This is a genomic window from Aquibium pacificum (assembly GCF_040839445.1).
Taxonomy (GTDB): domain Bacteria; phylum Pseudomonadota; class Alphaproteobacteria; order Rhizobiales; family Rhizobiaceae; genus Aquibium; species Aquibium pacificus.
This window is the reverse complement of record NZ_JBDPGJ010000001.1, coordinates 649751-668010: the sequence shown is the minus strand read 5'-3', so window position 1 is coordinate 668010 and position 18260 is coordinate 649751. Positions and strand designations below refer to the sequence as shown.

Annotated in this window: 17 protein-coding genes; 9 read left to right on the top strand and 8 right to left on the bottom strand. The window is 66.1% G+C overall.

The features are described 5' to 3' along the window. Positions 1-45: 45 nt before the first annotated feature. A complete protein-coding gene (locus tag ABGN05_RS03250; protein WP_367953137.1) occupies positions 46-1893 on the bottom strand; it encodes an ABC transporter ATP-binding protein in 1848 nt (615 codons plus the stop codon). A 600-nt stretch (positions 1894-2493) separates the two neighbouring features. Between ABGN05_RS03250 and ABGN05_RS03245 the strand changes: the two genes are divergently transcribed. Continuing rightward, positions 2494-2976, top strand: coding sequence for a tRNA (cytidine(34)-2'-O)-methyltransferase (locus ABGN05_RS03245; protein ID WP_367953136.1), 483 nt, complete (start codon positions 2494-2496; stop codon positions 2974-2976). On the opposite strand, the gene ABGN05_RS03240 is transcribed toward ABGN05_RS03245, so the two are convergent. Further along, a complete protein-coding gene (locus ABGN05_RS03240; RefSeq protein WP_367952547.1) occupies positions 2945-3202 on the bottom strand; it encodes a hypothetical protein in 258 nt (85 codons plus the stop codon). The genes ABGN05_RS03245 and ABGN05_RS03240 overlap by 32 nt on opposite strands. Positions 3203-3359: 157 nt before the next feature. On the opposite strand from ABGN05_RS03240, the gene hemF reads away from it, so the two are divergent. Together hemF and ABGN05_RS03230 are read left to right on the top strand one after the other, a co-directional pair. Continuing rightward, on the top strand, positions 3360-4274 hold the full coding sequence (hemF, locus tag ABGN05_RS03235) for an oxygen-dependent coproporphyrinogen oxidase (protein WP_367952546.1): 915 nt from the start codon (positions 3360-3362) through the stop codon (positions 4272-4274). Between the two features lie 109 nt (positions 4275-4383). Then, the gene (locus tag ABGN05_RS03230; RefSeq protein WP_367952545.1) at positions 4384-4569 is read left to right on the top strand and encodes a DUF1059 domain-containing protein; all 186 of its coding nucleotides are present in this window, start codon (positions 4384-4386) and stop codon (positions 4567-4569) included. A 77-nt stretch (positions 4570-4646) separates the two neighbouring features. On the opposite strand, the gene ABGN05_RS03225 is transcribed toward ABGN05_RS03230, so the two are convergent. From ABGN05_RS03225 to ABGN05_RS03215, 3 genes are read right to left on the bottom strand one after another with little or no spacing between them, the layout of a single operon-like run. Next, entirely contained in the window at positions 4647-5918 is a 1272-nt protein-coding gene (locus ABGN05_RS03225; RefSeq protein ID WP_367952544.1) for a CCA tRNA nucleotidyltransferase, read from the bottom strand. Then, a complete protein-coding gene (locus ABGN05_RS03220; protein WP_367952543.1) occupies positions 5915-6544 on the bottom strand; it encodes a CoA pyrophosphatase in 630 nt (209 codons plus the stop codon). Before ABGN05_RS03220 ends, ABGN05_RS03225 begins: the two co-directional genes overlap by 4 nt. Before the next feature lie 2 nt (positions 6545-6546). Continuing rightward, on the bottom strand, positions 6547-7173 hold the full coding sequence (locus ABGN05_RS03215; RefSeq protein ID WP_367953135.1) for a DUF1285 domain-containing protein: 627 nt from the start codon (positions 7171-7173) through the stop codon (positions 6547-6549). 140 nt (positions 7174-7313) lie between these two features. Between ABGN05_RS03215 and ABGN05_RS03210 the strand changes: the two genes are divergently transcribed. The 4 genes from ABGN05_RS03210 to ABGN05_RS03195 are packed head-to-tail and all read left to right on the top strand — an operon-like array spanning position 7314 to position 14162. Then, entirely contained in the window at positions 7314-8321 is a 1008-nt protein-coding gene (locus ABGN05_RS03210; RefSeq protein WP_367952542.1) for an AAA family ATPase, read from the top strand. Beyond that, positions 8321-9241: a DUF58 domain-containing protein gene (locus ABGN05_RS03205; RefSeq protein WP_367952541.1), complete on the top strand. Its 921-nt coding sequence runs from the start codon at positions 8321-8323 to the stop codon at positions 9239-9241. The genes ABGN05_RS03210 and ABGN05_RS03205 overlap by 1 nt, the downstream gene beginning before the upstream one ends. Continuing rightward, positions 9238-12078, top strand: coding sequence for a DUF4159 domain-containing protein (locus ABGN05_RS03200; RefSeq protein ID WP_367952540.1), 2841 nt, complete (start codon positions 9238-9240; stop codon positions 12076-12078). The genes ABGN05_RS03205 and ABGN05_RS03200 overlap by 4 nt, the downstream gene beginning before the upstream one ends. Positions 12079-12092: 14 nt before the next feature. Continuing rightward, complete coding sequence (locus ABGN05_RS03195) at positions 12093-14162, top strand: glutamine amidotransferase (RefSeq protein ID WP_367952539.1); 2070 nt, start codon at positions 12093-12095, stop codon at positions 14160-14162. 53 nt (positions 14163-14215) lie between these two features. On the opposite strand, the gene ABGN05_RS03190 is transcribed toward ABGN05_RS03195, so the two are convergent. Beyond that, complete coding sequence (locus ABGN05_RS03190) at positions 14216-14761, bottom strand: GNAT family N-acetyltransferase (protein ID WP_367952538.1); 546 nt, start codon at positions 14759-14761, stop codon at positions 14216-14218. A 279-nt stretch (positions 14762-15040) separates the two neighbouring features. Between ABGN05_RS03190 and ABGN05_RS03185 the strand changes: the two genes are divergently transcribed. Then, the gene (locus tag ABGN05_RS03185) at positions 15041-16030 is read left to right on the top strand and encodes a glutathione S-transferase family protein (RefSeq protein ID WP_367952537.1); all 990 of its coding nucleotides are present in this window, start codon (positions 15041-15043) and stop codon (positions 16028-16030) included. Positions 16031-16034: 4 nt separating this feature from the next. On the opposite strand, the gene ABGN05_RS03180 is transcribed toward ABGN05_RS03185, so the two are convergent. Next, a complete protein-coding gene (locus ABGN05_RS03180) occupies positions 16035-16439 on the bottom strand; it encodes an NUDIX domain-containing protein (RefSeq protein ID WP_373695881.1) in 405 nt (134 codons plus the stop codon). Between the two features lie 146 nt (positions 16440-16585). Here ABGN05_RS03180 and ABGN05_RS03175 point away from each other — a divergent pair, with 146 nt between their 5' ends. Next, positions 16586-17515, top strand: a complete 930-nt coding sequence (locus tag ABGN05_RS03175) for a metallophosphoesterase family protein (protein WP_367952535.1) — start codon at positions 16586-16588, stop codon at positions 17513-17515. On the opposite strand, the gene ABGN05_RS03170 is transcribed toward ABGN05_RS03175, so the two are convergent. Further along, positions 17497-18240 carry a hypothetical protein gene (locus ABGN05_RS03170; RefSeq protein ID WP_367952534.1) on the bottom strand — a complete coding sequence of 248 codons (744 nt, stop codon included), beginning with the start codon at positions 18238-18240 and terminating at the stop codon, positions 17497-17499. The two genes, ABGN05_RS03175 and ABGN05_RS03170, sit on opposite strands and share 19 nt — an antisense overlap. Positions 18241-18260: the final 20 nt, after the last annotated feature.

Genomic DNA, 18260 nt, shown 5'->3' with positions numbered 1-18260 from the left:
CCCAACCGGTGGCCGCCCCCCGCAGTCCGGGCAGCCACCCCTTTTCTATTCCGCCGCTTCTGCCGTCTCGAGATCGAGGAAACCCCCCGACTGCCGCTCCCACAACTGGGCGTAAAGCCCGTTGTGCGCGATCAGTTCCTCGTGCGTGCCCTCTTCGATCACCTCGCCCTTGTCCATGACGATGAGCCGGTCCATCGCAGCGATGGTGGACAGCCGGTGCGCGATGGCGATGACCGTCTTGCCCTCCATCAGCCGGTAGAGGTTTTCCTGGATGGCCGCCTCGACCTCGGAATCGAGCGCCGACGTGGCCTCGTCGAGGATGAGGATCGGCGCGTCCTTCAGCATCACGCGCGCTATGGCGATTCTTTGGCGCTGTCCGCCCGAAAGTTTCACCCCGCGCTCGCCGACATGGGCGTCGAAGCCCTTTCGGCCCTTGGGATCGGTGAGCGTCGCGACGAAGTCTAGCGTCTCGGCCTTGCGCGCGGCCTCCAGCATCATCTCCTCGGTCGCGTCCGGCCGGCCATAGAGGATGTTCTCGCGCACCGAGCGGTGCAGCAGCGAGGTGTCCTGCGTAACCATGCCGATGTTAGCCCTGAGGCTGTCCTGCGTAACCTCCGAGATATCCTGTCCATCAATCAGGACGCGGCCGCTCTCGATGTCGTAGAAACGCAGGAGCAGGTTCACCAGCGTGGACTTGCCGGCGCCCGAGCGGCCGACTACGCCGACCTTCTCGCCCGGCCGAATGGTCAGCGAGAGTTCCTCAATGACGCCCTTCTTCTTGCCGTAGTGGAAGCGGACCCCGTCGAAGACGATCTCGCCGCGCTTGACGACAAGTTCCTTCGCCTGGTGCCGGTCTTCCACCAGTCGCGGCAGCGAGATCGAGTTGATGCCGTCCTGCACGGTGCCGATGTTCTCGAACAGCGCCGAAAGCTCCCACATGATCCATTGCGACATGCCCCAGAGGCGAAGCACGAGCGCCAGCGACACCGCCACCGCGCCGATCGACACCGCCTCCTGAAGCCAGAGCCAGATGCCCAGCGTCCCCACAAGGAACAGGCAGAGCGAGTTCAGGAGGTAGAGCATTCCGTAGAGGCCGGTCACCAGCCGCATCTGGCCGTAGACGGTGTCGAGGAAGCCCTTCATGCCCTCCCGCGCATACCCGGCCTCGCGGCGGGCATGCGAGAACAGCTTCACCGTCTGGATGTTGGTGTAGCTGTCCACGACGCGGCCGGTCATGAGGGAACGGGCGTCGGCCTGCCTTTCGGCCACTTCGCCCAGGCGCGGAACGAAATAGCGCATCAGGAGGACGTAGCCGATAAGCCATCCCAGGATGGGCGCGGCAAGCCTCAGGTCGGCCGAACCGACGATGATGAGCACACCGGTGAAGTAGACGATGACGTAATTCATCACGTCGATCAGCTTGATCACGCATTCGCGCACGGCGAGCGCCGTCTGCATCAGCTTCGTGGCGATACGACCGGCGAACTCGTCCTGATAGAAGGTCATCGACTGCTTGAGCAGGTAGCGGTGCACCTGCCAGCGGATGCGCATGGGATAGTTGCCCATGAGCACCTGCTGGTTCAGCAGAGAGTGGAACCAGACCATCAGCGGCAGCGCGACGAGCACGATCAGCGCCATGCCGGCGAGCTTCATCCCTTCCTGTTCGAGGAAGGTTGCGCGATCCCGTTCCGACAGCCAGTCGACGATGTTGCCGACGAACGAGAACATCCAGACTTCGGTAATGGCGATCAGTGCCATGAGGATCGCCGAGGGCGCCAGCCACTGCCACGATCCCTTCGTGTAGTGCAGGCAGAACGCGACCAGCGTCTTCGGCGGCTCCAGCGGTTCCTCCGGGGGAAACGGGTCGAGACGGCTTTCGAACCAGCGGAACATCGTCTTTTCTCTCGTCTTTCTCACTTGTGGCCTATCCGCGGTCCGGTTCGGACCGGACCGGTGGCCGCTGGTCTGGAAGTCGCGCGCGAGTCCTTCGCCACTGCGGCGCCGGGCTTCGTGGGGCCGCCCTTCCCGTTAGCAAGATGGTTTGGATGACCAGCCCCGCCAAGAGCGGCCCTGAAGGCTGCTGACAGCCCGGCGGCAAGAGCTGGCGTCAGATCTTTCGCGAAGGGGGCGTGAGCGACGCTACCCGCCGGAGCGGTGGCAATCGGTTCGGAAGGGGCTTTGTGCCCCAAGGGAGGTTTTTTCGTCATCGCTGGACTCTCTCGCGTTCGGAAGCTGTGTTCCGGCAGGGATTCGGGCGATGAAAAAACCGTCTATGGGAAGGTTCGTCGTTCCGAAGCCGCCGTCAGAGCGGGCGCCTGTCGCGCAGGCAGAAAGAAGATGCAAACAACATGATGTCCATTCCTGCCTCCATGGTTCGGGGTTGACGATGGATGAGCCCATAGACCAATTCGTGCGGCTTGGCTACCGCTGCAATTCTACGGGCGGCGGGCACCCCAAAAGTGTTGCCCTTCCGCAACGGAATGGATCGTGGACGTGAAAGACGGCATCCGTATCGCGCTCTATCAGCCCGACATCGCGGGCAACACCGGCGCGATCCTCCGCCTTGGCGCCTGCCTCGGCATCGCCATCGACGTGATCGGACCGGCCGGCTTCGACATGTCGGACCGGACGTTGAAGCGCGCAGGCATGGACTATCTTGAGATGGCGGCGCTGATCCGCCACGACGACTGGGAAGCCTTCGAGGCGTGGCGAGGCGCGGAAGGGCGGCGGTTGCTGCTGTTTTCGACCAAGGCCGCCTTGCCCTATACGCGCTTCGACTACCGGCCAGGCGACATCCTGCTCTTCGGCCGGGAGTCGGCCGGCGTTTCCGACCACGTGCATGCGGCTGCCGACGAACGCCTTCTCATCCCGATGCCCGGCGGCGGCAGAAGCCTCAATCTGGCGATGTCAGTCGCGATGGCAGCGGGGGAAGCGGTGAGGCAGGTCAATCCGCCGTCGGCAGCCTTCTCATCGTGAACTCGATGACGTCCTCGGGGCGCTCGCACCAGCTTTCGATGGCCGTCCAGTAGGCCTGCTTGGGCCAGCGGTCGAACCATTCGCGCGCCTTTTCGCGCGCGTCGGTGCGCGGCAGGGCGTAGGTCTCGCGGATGAAGCCGTCCCGCGGCAGGCGGGCGCCTTCCCTGCGGTGACGGTCGAGCCGCTTCTTGAGCCCGTCGAGCGGCGGTCTTGGCGGTGTACGCACAGAACCTCTCCTCGCTTCCAGATGGAAATCTATGGCCGGCTCGGCGAAATTGCGAGTCGATTCTGTGGCTTGGCCGATTCGCGCGCCACGGGTTGCGAGGACGGTGCCTCCGGGACTATGTCCGCGCCGACGCGAGATGCTGCAACCGGAGACGCGAATGGAACGCCCCGAGATCCCGGCCGACATGCCGCCGGACCTGGAAGCCAAGAAGGTGGCCGCGAGGGCCTGGTTCGAGGAACTGCGCGACCGCATCTGCGGCCTGTTCGAACGGCTGGAGGACGAGGTCGCAGGCCCACTTTCCGACCGGACGCCGGGACGCTTCGAACGCACGCCCTGGCTGCGCGAGGAGGGCGAGGGCGGCGGCGGGACCATGTCGATGCTGCACGGCCGCGTCTTCGAGAAGGCCGGCGTGCACACTTCGCTGGTCCACGGCGAGTTTTCGCCCGAATTCCGCAAGCAGATGCCCGGCGGTGAGGAGAACCCGACGTTCTGGGCCTCGGGCATCTCGCTGATCGCGCACCCTTGGAACCCGCACGTGCCGGCCGTTCACATGAACACCCGCATGGTGGTGACGGCACGCCAGTGGTTCGGCGGCGGCGCGGATCTGACCCCGGTGCTCGACCGCCGCCGCACGCAGGAGGATCGCGACACGGTGGACTTTCACGCGGCGATGAAGGCGGCCTGCGATCGAAACCCTCGCGTCGCCGACTACGACAAATACAAGCGCTGGTGCGACGACTACTTCTTCCTGCCGCACCGCAACGAGGCGCGCGGCATCGGCGGCATCTTCTACGACTGGCTCCACTCTCCCGCCGAAAAGGGCGGCTGGAATGCCGATTTTGCCTTCACGCAGGACGTGGGCACGAGTTTCGCCGAGATCTATCCCGAACTCGTGCGGCGCAACTTCGACAAGGAATGGACAGAGGCCGAACGCGACGAGCAACTGGTACGGCGCGGCCGCTACGTCGAGTACAACCTGCTATACGACCGGGGCACGACCTTCGGGCTCAAGACGGGCGGCAACGTGAACTCGATCCTGTCCTCCATGCCGCCGATGGTGAAGTGGCCGTAGACGGACCGCGACCGGGTGAAATCGTGATCGGCCCCGGGCAACAAAACCGCCGACCTCATGTTATGGTGGTGCCGCCCATAAGAAACTCGAGAAACCGAGGAGGAAAGTCATGAAACAATATTACTGCGGCACCCTCGTTCCGGGGTGCGACTGGCACACCCGCCACGAGGAAGAGGCCGAGGTCATGCGCCGTGCGGTCGAGCACATGCGCCAGGACCACGGCGAGAACACCATCCGCGAATCCATGATCGATGCCATCCGGTCCCGCATCGAAAAGGTTCGCGACGCCGCCTGAACACCCGCCCCAGACGCTTCACCGGCGGCCGGCGTGATGCCGGCCGTCCTGCGTCGGCGCGACGGATTCGGCTTGTCCTACAGGTAGTTGCCCTTGAGGGTCTCTGCCTGAGCGAGCAGGCCATCCCGATCCGGCGTGAAGCCGGCGTCCACCCAGCCTTCCTCCAGGTCCCGCAGCAGATTCCCCATTTTAGGTCCTGCCGGAACGCCGAGTGCGATCAGGTCAGCTCCCGCGACGGGAAATTTCGGCACGTCCCAGCCGTCGAGGAATTTCTTCAGCCGATACCAGCCTCCGGCCTCGCGCAGTGCGCCGTCGTCCTCGACCGCGCGGGCTCGTGCGGCGGCCAGCGCGAGCGTCAGCCGGTCGGAAAGCCCCTCGCGGCCGGTGCGATAGGCCAGCTTCGCCAACTGGCTTTCCGACATGTCCGGCTTCATGCCGGGCGCCGCCGCCCATGCGACGAGCCGGTCGCGGTCGGCATTGGAAAGCCGCAGCCGCTGCGCCATCGCGGTGACGCGAACGGGGTCGGGGGGAATGATTGCCGCGAGCCGCAGCGCGGGGTCCGGTGGCCATCCGAGATCGCGCTCGGCTGTGACCAGGCCGTGGATGAAGTCGATCCCCCATTTCTCGCTTTCGGGAAGGATCCGCGTCAGGACGCCCGACTGCCGCATCCACAACAGCGCGCGCGAGGGATCGGGCGCCGAAAGCAGCTTCTTCAGTTCCGCCCAGACGCGCTCGGCCGAGAGTCCGTCGATGCCCTCTTTCAGCCTGGCGCATGCCTTCAGCCCCTCGGCATCCGGCCGTCCCGAGCCATAGCGGGCGAAGAAGCGGAAGAAGCGCAGGATGCGCAGGTAGTCCTCGCGGATCCGCGCTTCGGCATCGCCAATGAAGCGGATCGTGCGGCTCTCGAGGTCGGCCAGTCCGCCGACGAGATCGACGACCCTGCCATCGGCGTCCGCATAAAGTGCGTTCATGGTGAAGTCGCGCCGTTCCGCGTCCTGGCGCCAGTCGCGACCGAAGCGGACCCTGGCCTTGCGTCCGAACGTCTCGACGTCGGCGCGCAGTGTCGTGACCTCGTGCGGCACGCCGCCCGCGATCACCGTCACCGTCCCGTGCTCGTAGCCGGTCGGTACCGCCTTGAAGCCGGCGCGCGTCGCGCGAGCGATCGTCTCGTCGGGAAGCGTAGTAGTGGCGATGTCGATGTCGCCGGCCGGTTCGCCGAGCAGCGTATTGCGCACGGCTCCGCCGGCAATGCGCGCTTCCTCGCCACCCTCATTCAGGAGCGCGAGCAGCGTCTGCAGCGCGGGATCGGCGAGCCATTCCGCGCGGCCGGCAATGGATAGCTCGCTCACGCGTAGAGTCTCTCGTAGAGGGTTCGCAGAATGCCCGCCGTCACGCCCCATATGTACCGCTCGCCGTGCGGCATGGTGTAGAAGAAGCGCTCCCGCTCCTGCCACATGCGGCTTTCACGTCGGTGGTTCGCCGGGTCCATCAGGAAGCGAAGCGGTACTTCGAAGGCGTCGTCCACCTCGTCCTCATTGATCGTCAGCAGGAACCCGGGACGCACGGTCGCAAGCACCGGTGCGATGCGATAGCCGCTTCCGGTCAGGTAATCGGGCATGCGGCCGATGACCTCGATGAACGTGGCGTCGAGCCCGATCTCTTCCTCCGCCTCCCTCAGTGCCGCATGCTCCGGCGTCGCGTCCTCGGGATCGATACGACCGCCCGGAAAGGCGATCTGTCCGGAATGGCTGCGCAGCTTTTCAGTGCGCTTGGTGAGGAGCACCGTCGCCTCCTCACCCCGGTCGACCACCGGTACGAGCACCGCCGCGTCGCGCAGGCGGTCCCGCGCGATAAGGTCCTCGAACGACGGGTTAAAGAGATGGTCCCCGAGCTCGAGGGAGTGCGGCGCCTGTTCGCGCAGCGCGCGCTGCCTGAAGTCCGCGGCGGAATAGGCCGTCATTGACGCAGCGTCCATCGTCAGCGGCTCCGTCTTTCCAGTTCCGCCGCCGGCATGATCGGAAAAACCTCGCCCTTCGACCGGATTGCGAACATGGCGCGCCCGTCGATCTCGATTTCCTCGCCGTGGTCGACGAGTTCGTACATCACCGGCCGGGCGACCAGCGCCTCGAGCCGGCCCCGCACCAGAAGGTAGGGCTTCAGTCCGCCCGTCTCCTTCTCGTCGACGAAGCGGATGGGATGCTCCGGCCCCGCCTCGACCACGTCGCCGACATTGGTGCGGAAGGTCATGACCTGTCCCTCGCCTTCTCCGGAGACGTCGACCTCGACGGCGACGAACGGCGCGTCCTCGACCCGGATGCCGACCCGCTCCACCGGCGTGACCAGATAGGTCCTGCCGTCCTCGTCCTTGCGCATCACGGTGGAGAAGAGCTGCACCAGCGGCAGGCGGCCGATCGGCGTGCCCATGTAGAACCACGTCCCGTCGGCCTTGATCTCCATGTCCAGATCGCCGCAGAATTCCGGATTCCAACTCTCGACCGGGGGCAGACCCTTGCCAGCGCGGGAGGCGCGCGAGACCAGCGCCGCCAGGCCAGCGGCGTCACCGGCGCCACCGAGACCGCCGCCCTTGTGAATATCTTCCGTCATGGTCACGAAATAGTCACTCTCGTTGCGCTTGTCAGCCGCAGGGGCCGATTTAAGTTCAGCCTAGAGATACCGCAAAGGTGCGAATCGGAGGAACATGCTTCGGGCAACAGGTTCATAGGCCAGCAGAGGAATTGAGCGGCATGAGCGTGATGACGAATGAGCGGGCGGTCTCGGACAAGGAGATGATCGCCGATGCGGAAGCCGCGCTTGCCGATCTGTCCCGGGTCCGTGCCGGGGTTGGAAAGGTCATTTTCGGCCAGGAAAGCGTCGTCGAGCGTACCATGGTGGCGATCCTCGCCGGCGGACACGCGCTTCTGGTCGGTGTCCCGGGTCTCGCAAAGACCAAGCTGGTAGAGACGCTCGGTACGGTGCTCGGGCTCGATTCCCGCCGCATCCAGTTCACGCCCGACCTGATGCCGTCCGACATCCTGGGCTCCGAGGTGATGGAACAGGACGAGGCCGGCAAGCGCTTCTTCCGGTTCATTCCCGGGCCGATCTTCGCCCAGCTCCTGATGGCCGACGAGATTAACCGTGCGAGCCCGCGCACGCAGTCGGCGCTCCTGCAGTCGATGCAGGAATATCACGTGACGATCGCCGGTGCACGACACGACCTGCCCGCGCCGTTCCACGTTCTGGCCACGCAGAACCCCCTGGAGCAGGAGGGCACTTATCCCCTGCCCGAGGCGCAGCTCGACCGCTTCCTGATGCAGGTCGATATCCTCTATCCCGAAATCGAGGCCGAGCGGCGCATCCTCCTGGAGACGACGGGCGTACAGGACGGCCGGGCCGAGAACGTGCTTACGGCCGAACGCCTGCGGGCCATCCAGACGCTCATACGGCGCATGCCAGTGTCCGAGAGCGTCGTGGAAGCCATCCTGAATCTCGTGCGGTCCGCGCGCCCCGGCAACGGCAATTCCGATACCGACAAGCACGTCTCGTGGGGACCCGGTCCGCGCGCCAGCCAGGCGCTGACGCTCTGCGCCCGCGCACGTGCCCTCTATGACGGCCGCCTCGCGCCTTCGGTGGACGACGTCCACGCGCTCGCCGAGCCCGTGCTCCAGCACCGGATGGCCCTGACATTCGCCGCGCGCGCCGAAGGGATGAACGTTCGCGACGTGATAGCACGGCTGGTGAAAGCGGCCGGCTGATGGCACGCATCGGCGAGGCGGCGGCACCCGTAACGGCGCGTGACGCGCTGGCGCGTGGACGGCTGCGGGCTTCGCTCATTCCCGATCTTCTCGTCGAGGCGCGCCGCATCGCCAACACCGTGATCTCCGGCTGGCACGGCCGCCGCAAGAAGGGCGTCGGCGAGAATTTCTGGCAGTTCCGGCCGTATGTCGAAGGCGAGGCGATCGCGCGCATCGACTGGCGCCGCTCCGCCCGCGACGACCAGCATACCTATGTGCGCGACCGCGAATGGGAAGCGGCCCATACGGTCTGGCTGTGGGCTGACCCCTCCCCCTCCATGCTCTACAAGTCGGCGCAGGCTTCGGTCTCGAAGGAATCGCGCGCGCTCGTCCTTGTCCTGGCTCTCGCCGAACTGCTTTCCCGCAGCGGCGAGCGCATCGCATGGCCGGGCCTGTCGGATCCCTTCACGGCGCGCAACGGCGCTGAACGCCTCGCCGCCATCCTGGCTCAGGCAAACGACGTTCCCTCGCGACCCGAACTCCTCTCGGTGCGCCGTTTCTCCGACGTGGTGATCGCAAGCGACTTCCTCGATCCGGTCGAGGAAACGATGGAATGGCTCGACGTGCTTGCCCGCCACGGCGTGCGAGCACATCTGATCGAAGTGGCCGACCCCGCCGAGGAAACCTTTCCCTATGCCGGGCGCACCGAATTCGTCGATCCGGAGACGAGGCAGAAAGTCACAGCCGGCCGCGCCGAGACGTTCGGCGATGAGTATCGCCGGCTCTACCTCGCCCGCCGCGAGACACTGATTTCCTGGAGCACGCGGCTCGGCTGGAGCTACACTGTCAGCCATACGGACCGCCTTGCATCCGAGCTTCTGGTGCGCGTGCACATGGCGCTTTCGGGCAATGCCGGCCATATTGCGGGAGGGCGCGGATGAGCGTTCTTTCATTCGGCCAGCCGCTGGTGCTCCTCGGGCTTTTCGCGCTGCCGGTCATCTGGTGGCTCCTGCGCCTCACCCCGCCGAAGCCGCAGACCGAGGTCTTTCCGCCTCTGCGCATCCTGCTGCGGGTCATGCGCAAGGAGGAGACGCCGCATCAGAGCCCCTGGTGGCTGACGCTCCTGAGGCTCGCCATGGCGGCGCTTGTCATCTTCGCGCTCGCCGATCCTGTCTTCAATCCGCGCGAGCGGCTGGAAACCGGCGGCGAGGCGGTTGCGATTGTGGTGGACAATGGCTGGGCCTCCGCCTCGGACTGGGATTTGCGCGTCGCGACCGCCGAGCGGCTGATCGCCGATGCCTCCGACGCCGGTGCCCCCGTCGTGCTTGGCTTTACAGCCGAGAAGCCGAACGTCGAGATCGGCCCCTTCGATGCCGAAGAGGCGCGCAACCGCCTGAGGGCGGCTGCTCCGCATCCGGTACCCGTCGACCGCGCGGGCGTCTACGGCCGCGTGGCCGGCGTGCTCCAGACGGTTCCCGGCGCCACGGTGGCCGTCCTGTCCGACGGCCTCGCGACGCCCGGCGACGAGGCGGCCTTCTCGGCGCTGCTTGGCGAGAACGCGGGCAGCATGGTGTGGATCGAACCGGATCAGCTGCGCACGGCGGGCCTGACCGGCGTGGACAACCAGCCCGATTTCTTCGAAGTGACCGCCATCAGGCCGTCAGGCGACCCGACGCCGCGGCAGGTCACCGCCGGCGCATTCGACGACCGCGGCAGGCGCATCGCCGATACCGTGTTCTCCTTCGGGCCGGCCGAGACCTCGGCCACGGCGGAAATCCGCGTCCCCTTCGAACTGCGCAACGATTTCGCCTCCATCCGGATCGACGGGGAGAACCAGGCCGCCGCCGTTCGCGTGCTCGACGAGAGCTCCAAGCGCCGGCGCGTCGGGCTGATCTCCCAGGCGGAGGCAGACCAGGCGCAGCCGCTGCTTTCGCCGCTCTACTACATCCGCCGCGCGCTGCAGCCCTTCGCCGATCTGGTCGAGCCGGAGTCATCCGACCTTGCCGAGGCGATTCCGGCGATCCTGGAGCAGAAGCCGGCAATGATCGTCATGGCCGACGTCGGCACGTTGCCGGACATGGCGCGGGAGCGGCTGATCGAGTGGTTGAACGACGGCGGCACGCTTGTGCGCTTTGCCGGATCGAGGCTGGCGGCGGCCGAGAACGACGAGGAATTGTTGCCGGTGCGGCTGCGGCTCGGCGAGCGGTCCCTCGGCGGTTCGCTCTCCTGGACGGAGCCGCAGCCGGTTGCCGAGTTCCCGCCCAACGGACCCTTCTCTGACCTCTCGCCGCCGCGCGAGGTCGCGGTCATGCGCCAGGTTCTCGCCGAGCCGACCGTCGACCTCTTCGAACACACATGGGCGAGCCTTGCCGACGGGACGCCGCTGGTTACCGGCGCCCGGCGTGGCGAGGGCATGCTGGTTCTGTTCCATGTGACGCCGGAGGCGACGTGGTCGAACCTGCCGATCTCGGGCAGTTTCGTGGAGATGCTGCGCCGGGTCGTGCAGCTTTCCCGCAATCAGGGGGCGATCGAGGGCAGCGACCGGGCCGGAGGTCAGACGCTTCCGCCCTACCGCATGATCGCCGCCGATGGATCGCTGGTCCCGCCGGGTCCGGACGCGCAGCCGCTCCTGCTGGGCGGAGGCGAACGCCCCGTCACCATCGAGAACCCGCCCGGCCTCTATGGTACCGAGGAAGGCGTGATCGCCCGCAACCTTCTCGCCGCCGACGCCGCCTTTACGCCCATCGCGCGGCCGGAGACAAACCTTCCGGTCACCGAGGCGGTTTATGCGGCCGACGGATCCCGCGATCTCAAGGGTCCTCTGGTGGCGATCGCTCTCCTCCTGATGGCGCTGGACACGCTGGCGGTGTTCTGGATGGGCGGGCTGTTCTCGCGCGGCCGCCGCGGGACGGGGCGCGGAGCGCGCTCCGCGACCGCCGGCCTGGTCGCGTTCGCAGCCCTCGGCCTCGCGCTGTCGTCGCCAAGCCAGGGCAACGCGCAGGAGCCGGCAGGAACCCAGGTCAGCGAGGCCGAAGCCATCGATGCGATCTCCACGACGCGGATCGCCTATGTGCTGACGGGGGATTCCTCGACAGACGCGATCAGCCGCGCCGGTCTGACGGGCCTGACGCGCTTCCTGATCGAGAAGACAGCGCTCGAACCCGGCGAGCCGGCCGGCATCGACGTTGCGACCGACGAACTCTCCTTCTATCCGCTGATCTACTGGCCGATCGATCCCGACGCTGCGATGCCGTCGGAAGCCGCGATCGCGCGCCTCGACGCCTACATGAAACAGGGCGGAACGGTCCTGTTCGACACGCGCGACCAGTTTTCGACCGGCCTCGGGCTTTCGGGTCGCGCGAGTGCCTCGACCCAGCGCCTGCGCGACATCCTGTCGAACCTGAACGTGCCGCCGCTGGAGCCCGTGCCGGAAGACCACGTGCTGACCAAGTCCTTCTTCATCCTGCAGAATTTCCCCGGCCGTTACAGTGGCAGCCCGCTCTGGGTGGAAGCCTCCGTGGGCGCGAGCAATTTGGAGGAACGGCCGGTGCGCACCGGTGACGGCGTCAGCCCGATCATGATCACGGCGAACGATTTTGCCGGCGCCTGGGCGATCGACGCCAATGGCGATCCGCTGTTGCCGACCGTTCCCGCCGATCCGATGCAGCGCGTCTATGCCCTGCGAGCGGGCGTCAACATCATGATGTACATGCTGACCGGCAACTACAAATCCGATCAGGTGCACGTGCCGATCCTTCTCGAACGTTTGGGGCAGTAGCAGGCTTTGCGCTCATGAACTGGTCGATCGCCTTCGAACCCCTGCTCTCCTGGACCTGGCTCGGCGTCGTCCTGGTGCCGCTTGCGCTGCTGGCGCTGGCAGGCTTGATTTTGCGCCAGCGCGGGGCCGGCTTCCGCATCGCCGCCTTCGCTGCGCTTGCGCTGGCCCTCCTCAATCCGGTGCTGCTGGACGAGGAGCGCGAGCCGCTGAAGAGCGTCGTGGCGCTCGTCGCCGACCGCAGCCAGAGCCAGGACATCGGCGACCGCAGGGCAGCGACCGACTCGGCGATGGAGGAGCTGCGCGCGAAGCTCGGCCGCTTCCCGCAGTTCGACGTGCGCGTCGTGGAAGCGGGCCAGGCGAGCGACACCGACGACCGCACCGAGACGCGGCTTTTCGGGGCGCTCGATGGCGTCTTCCGCGACGTGCCGCAGTCGCGCATCGCGGGCGCCATCCTCGTCACCGACGGCCAGGTCCACGACGTTCCCGAAAAGATCGAGGGCACGAATGCTCCGATTCACTCGCTGATCACCGGCGAGGACGACGAGCGCGACCGCCGCGTCCGCTTCGAGAACGCGCCGCGTTTCGGCATCGTCGACAAGCCGCTGCAGATGACCTACCGCGTCACTGACACCGCAGGGGGCCAGGATGCCGTCGATGTGCGCGTCAGCGTCAACGGCGAACAGGTGAGCGTCGAGCGCGCCATCATTGGCGAGGAGATGTCGCTCGACATCGTGGTGCCGGCCGCCGGCCGCAACATCGTCGAACTCGCGGTCGATACCGTCGAAGGCGAGATCACCGATACCAACAACCGCGCCATCGCGCTCGTCGACGGGATCAGGGAAAACCTGCGCGTGCTCCTCGTCTCGGGCGAACCGCATGCCGGCGAGCGCACATGGCGCAATCTCCTGAAGTCCGATGCCGCGGTGGACCTCGTCCACTTCACCATCCTGCGACCCCCCGAGAAGCAGGACGGCACGCCGATCAACGACCTGTCGCTGATCGCCTTCCCGACGCGTGAACTCTTCGTCGAGAAAATCAACGATTTCGACCTGATCATCTTCGACCGGTACCAGCACCGCGACGTACTGCCGATCCTCTATTACGACTACATCGCCGAATATGTCGAAAACGGCGGAGCCCTGCTGATCGCGGCCGGGCCGGAATATGCCGGGCTGCAGTCGATCTCGCGCACGCCGCTGATGGCCGCCCTCCCCGCGCTGCCCACCGGCGACGTCATCGAGGAAGGGTTCTATCCGCGCCTCACCGATACCGGCGAACGGCATCCCGTCACCCGCGGCCTGGAAGGTTCGCAGCAGGATCCGCCGCACTGGAGCCGCTGGTTCCGCCTGATCGGCATCAGGCAGCCGGAAGGTCAGGTCGTGATGAAGGGTCCGGGCGACCAGCCCCTGCTCATCCTCAACCGGAAGGGCGAAGGCCGCGTCGGCATGTTCCTCTCGGACCAGGGCTGGCTCTGGGCGCGCGGCTTCGAAGGCGGCGGCCCGCATGTGTCGCTCTATCGCCGCATAGCGCACTGGCTGATGAAGGAGCCGGAACTCGAAGAAGAGCGCCTGACGGCGAGCGGTCGCGGCATGACGCTGGACATCCGCCTCCAGACCATGAGCGACGATCCCGGCACAGCCACCGTTCTGAGCCCGTCCGGCGAGAGAATCGACGCGACGCTGACCTCGGAGAGCCCCGGTATCTTTTCGGCCAGCATGACGGTCGACGAGATCGGTCTCTACCAGGTGGCCAATGGCGACCTGACCACGCTCGCCCATGTCGGCCCGGTCAACGCCCCCGAATTCGCCGAGACCGTGTCGACCGAGGACATCCTGAAGCCCGTCGCCGAAGCCACCGGCGGCAGCGTGCGGCGTCTGGAAGGCTTTGCCGGCGGGATCAGCGTGCCGGGGATCGTCCCGGTGCGGGCGACCGGGCAGGCGTCGGGCCGCGACTGGATCGGCCTGCGCACGACCAACGACAGCGTGCTGAAGTCGGTCGACCGCGTGCCGCTGTTCGGCGGCTTCTTTGGCCTTGCGCTGTTGCTTCTGGCGCTCGGCTCGATGTGGTGGCGCGAGGGGCGGTAGGCGATACGCGTGGTAGCACGCGGACGTCATCGAAACCGCCCGCTCGTTTTACGCTAGGCGGAAGCCGCCAGTTTCAGGTCCGATTCGGCCATCGGCACGAACGCCATGTCCGCATGCGTCATCGCGCCCTCCAGTCCGTCCAGCGCGCCTTCCTCAATCTCGTGGATCAGCAGCCGATTATAGTCGACCGGGCGTGGCATGGTGATTTGGCCGATCGGGATCTGCAGGAATCCGAGCGGACCGTAATATGGCGGGTCGCCGACGAGGATGACGGAGTTCCACCCGGATTTCGCCGCCGCTTCTACTGCAATTCGCACCAACTTGCGCCCGATTCCGAGGTCCTTATAGGTGGGGCGGACCGCGAGCGGTCCGAGAAGCAGGGAACGGCCCGTGCCGATGGCGATGCGGGTCAGCCGGACCGTTCCCACCACAATATCCCCATGCAGGGAGACGAAGGAGAGATCGCGCTCGTGCGGCCCGCCCTCGCGGATCTTGTAGGCCGCGCGCGCGAACCGGCCAGGTCCGAAGGCCTCGGCGTTGATCTGATCGATTTCATGATCATGGGCGGCCGTTTCGGCCACGTAGGAGATGTCGTGCATCGGATTTTTTCCGTCTCGTCGCGATGAATGAAGCCGCAGGGCGCGGCGTTTCTAGCGCTCTCAGGCGCTGGCGCTCATTCGTCGTCGCACGATACGGGTCGGTGTCACGGCTGAAATCTCCTCCGATGTTTTCCGCTAGCATCAAAGACCGATGCCGTCCATCGCCTTTTTTGCGAGCCGGATACGCTCCCAGCGAGAGGTGACGAACTGTTCAGACCGGTTCCCATTTGGCTTTTGGCCGCGGCGGCCTAGATGGAATGCGGGCAAAGGAGCACGATCATGGGATTGCTGGTCGACGGTCAGTGGCAGGACAAGTGGTATGACACCAAGAAGAGCGGCGGCCGCTTCGAGCGATCGGAATCGCGGTTCCGCGACTGGATCACGCGGGACGGACAGCCGGCGGAGGGGCGTACACGCGCCTTCCGCGCCGAGCCCGGGCGCTATCATCTGTACGTCTCGCTCGCCTGTCCCTGGGCGCACCGCACGCTGATCTTCCGCAAGCTCAAGAAGCTCGAGGACGTGATCTCGCTCTCGGTCGTTGATCATTTCATGGGCGAGAACGGCTGGACGTTCAAGGAGCGCGACGGCTCCACGGGCGACACCCTCTATGGGTTCGACTACCTGCACCAGCTCTACACGAAGGCTGATGGTACCTATTCGGGCCGCGTCACGGTTCCGGTGCTGTGGGACAAGCAGGAGGAGACGATCGTCTCCAACGAATCCTCCGAGATCATCCGCATGCTCAACGGCGCCTTCGACGAATGGGGCGACGCCTCCCTCGATTTTTATCCGGAGGGGCTGCGCAAGGACATCGATGCCTGGAACGACAGGGTCTACGGTGCGATCAACAACGGCGTCTACAGATGCGGCTTCGCCACAACGCAGGAAGCCTACGAGGAGGCCTTCGACGAACTCTTCGGCGCTCTGGACGCGGTCGAAGAGCAACTCGGCCGCAGCCGCTACCTGGCCGGCGACGTGGTGACCGAGGCGGACTGGCGGCTGTTCACGACGCTCGTGCGCTTCGATCCGGTCTACTACGGCCACTTCAAGTGCAACCTGCGCCGGATTGCGGACTATCCGAACCTGTCGAACTACACCCGCGACCTCTATCAGGTTCCGGGCGTGGCCGAGACGGTGAACCTCTTCCACATCAAGCATCACTACTACGGCAGCCACGCCACCATCAATCCGACCCGCATCGTACCGCGCGGGCCGCTTATCGACTATGCAGCGCCGCACGACCGCGACAGGTTCGCCAGGGCCGCCTGATCCACTACCAACGATGGGCGGGCGGGCGGCTCTCGAAGTGCTCCGCCAAGCGGTCGCGGGTCGCACGCGTCGTGCCCGCCGGAAGCCGGTCGACCGGAAAAAAGCCGGCCTCGGCGATTTCCCGGTCGGATGCCTTCGGCGAGCTCTGCCGGAAACCGGTGACGAGGAACAGCGCCACGTGATCGCGGCGGCTCACGAGGGAGTTGTGATAGACGGCGACAAGGCTAGGCGGCCCGGTCATCTCGATGTTCCCCTCCTCGGCAAGCTCGTGCGCGAGCGCCTCGAACAGCGTCTCGCCCGTTTCCACGCCGCCGCCCGGCAGGTGCCAGCCCGGAACATAGGTGTGCCGGACGAGGAACACCGAGCGCTCCGCCTCATTGTAGACGATACACCGGACGCCGAGCGTCATCGGCCGCCTCAGGAGAAAATAGGCGTGGAACAGTCTTCCGCGGATCCGCGGCCACACGGCGCGACCGGAGGCCCCCTCGTTCGGGCCTGTCATCGGCCGCGGCCGCAAGGCTGGATCGGCGTCTCAGGCTGCACTAGAAGGTAAGCATGTTCCGTCTTGCGCATCTTTCTGACATCCATCTTGGTCCCCTGCCCGATGTAACCTACAGAGAACTGGCGTCCAAGCGGATCACTGGCTACGTCAACTGGCAGCGCAACAGGCGTCGGCTCCTGCACAACGGCGTCACCGACGCTCTCCTTGCGGACATGGAGACCAGCGGGATCGACCATGTCGCGATCACCGGGGATCTGGTCAATCTTGCCCTAGATGCCGAAATCGACCTCGCGCGCGAGTGGCTGGCGACCGTCGGGAGCCCGGAAACGGTCTCCGTCGTGCCGGGAAATCACGATGCCTACGTTCCCGGCGCACTCGCCAAGGCTTGCAAGGCCTGGCGTCCCTACATGACGGGCGAGAAGACGCATGTCAGCCAGAGCAGCAGCGGATTTCCCTATCTCAGGACCCGGGAAAATGTCGCCCTTATCGGCGTATCGTCCGCGCGTGCGACGGCGCCGTTCATGGCGCTCGGCAGTTACGGAGCCGAACAGGCGGCGCGCGTCGGGCAGTTGCTCGACATTGCCCGCGACCGGGGCTTGTTCCGGATCATCCTGATCCACCACCCGCCCGTGCGTGGCGCGACGACGGCGCACAAGCGGCTCTACGGCATCGGGCTTTTCCAGAAGACCTTGCGGCGCCACGGCGCCGAGATGGTCCTGCACGGACACACGCATTTGCCGACGCTCTACTGGATCGCCGGCAAGGACAACAATGTTCCCGTCATCGGTGTGCCTGCCGCCGGCCAGGGTCCTGCAGGCGAGAAACCGCCGGCGCAGTACAATCTTCTGGAAATCGGCGGAGAAGCCGGGAAGTGGCAGGTGAATCTCACCCGTCGCGGCGTCATCGACGGAGCACCGACCTTCAGGGTAAAGGCGGAAGAGACCGTGGATCTCTTCTCCGAACCTCAGTACGCCGCCACGTAAGCCGCGACCTCGTCCCAGTAGACGGCGGCGAGGATTGCCAGCCCGGCGGCGGCGCCGAACAGCACGATTCCGGCTGCCGACACGAACGACCGCACTTTGTTGACTCGCGGCTCCGCCTTCGAGACGGGCTCCGTCTCGGCCCCTGCTTGCACGGGCGCCGCCGCATACGCGAGCAGCGATTTGCCGTTACGATTCTCGCCATTCGAGTTTGTCGCGGCTGGGGCGATAGAATCGGGCCGTTCCCGTTGCCTCTCGGGCTTTCTGGCGATCACGGCTTCTTCCCGGTCGACGGGCGGGCGCACCGTCACCGTCGTCCCGTCCAGCCAGCGCTGACGCTCCACCATCCTCTCGGCGATGTAGCGCGTCACCTGATCGGCGACGGGTCTGATCTCGCTCGACTCCGCCACGACGACGCGCCCGAGCCGCGTATCGCGCACGAAGCGGTAGGTGCGGCGGTCGCGGCCCATCGCGACATGGCTGACCGCGTCGATCCACAGACGCGGCTGTGTCCCCGACGAGATGGCGAAGTCGAAAAGGATCTCCTCGGCGGGCACCTGATCGAAGATTGGCTCCAGTTCCTGTGCGAGGAGTTCCAGCCGCATGCGGGCCGCTTCGCGCATATCCACGACCACGTCGTCGCGTTCCACGGCAGCGAGCTTCACCTCGCGGATGGCATCCGCGAGCCTGCCATGCCGCTCGCCGGCAACCCTGTCCCTGTCGTTCATGTCGGGTCTCCGCCGGACAA

Excerpts from the sequence above, each read along its gene's own strand:
- ABGN05_RS03250 (WP_367953137.1), bottom strand. The coding sequence starts at position 1,893 with ATGTTCCGCTGGTTCGAAAGCCGTCTCGACCCGTTTCCCCCGGAGGAA.
- hemF (WP_367952546.1), top strand. The coding sequence starts at position 3,360 with ATGGAACGCCCCGAGATCCCGGCCGACATGCCGCCGGACCTGGAAGCC.
- ABGN05_RS03230 (WP_367952545.1), top strand. The coding sequence starts at position 4,384 with ATGAAACAATATTACTGCGGCACCCTCGTTCCGGGGTGCGACTGGCAC.
- ABGN05_RS03220 (WP_367952543.1), bottom strand. The coding sequence starts at position 6,544 with ATGGACGCTGCGTCAATGACGGCCTATTCCGCCGCGGACTTCAGGCAG.
- ABGN05_RS03215 (WP_367953135.1), bottom strand. The coding sequence starts at position 7,173 with ATGACGGAAGATATTCACAAGGGCGGCGGTCTCGGTGGCGCCGGTGAC.
- ABGN05_RS03210 (WP_367952542.1), top strand. The coding sequence starts at position 7,314 with ATGAGCGTGATGACGAATGAGCGGGCGGTCTCGGACAAGGAGATGATC.
- ABGN05_RS03205 (WP_367952541.1), top strand. The coding sequence starts at position 8,321 with ATGGCACGCATCGGCGAGGCGGCGGCACCCGTAACGGCGCGTGACGCG.
- ABGN05_RS03200 (WP_367952540.1), top strand. The coding sequence starts at position 9,238 with ATGAGCGTTCTTTCATTCGGCCAGCCGCTGGTGCTCCTCGGGCTTTTC.
- ABGN05_RS03195 (WP_367952539.1), top strand. The coding sequence starts at position 12,093 with ATGAACTGGTCGATCGCCTTCGAACCCCTGCTCTCCTGGACCTGGCTC.
- ABGN05_RS03190 (WP_367952538.1), bottom strand. The coding sequence starts at position 14,761 with ATGCACGACATCTCCTACGTGGCCGAAACGGCCGCCCATGATCATGAA.
- ABGN05_RS03185 (WP_367952537.1), top strand. The coding sequence starts at position 15,041 with ATGGGATTGCTGGTCGACGGTCAGTGGCAGGACAAGTGGTATGACACC.
- ABGN05_RS03180 (WP_373695881.1), bottom strand. The coding sequence starts at position 16,439 with ATGACGCTCGGCGTCCGGTGTATCGTCTACAATGAGGCGGAGCGCTCG.
- ABGN05_RS03175 (WP_367952535.1), top strand. The coding sequence starts at position 16,586 with ATGTTCCGTCTTGCGCATCTTTCTGACATCCATCTTGGTCCCCTGCCC.
- ABGN05_RS03170 (WP_367952534.1), bottom strand. The coding sequence starts at position 18,240 with ATGAACGACAGGGACAGGGTTGCCGGCGAGCGGCATGGCAGGCTCGCG.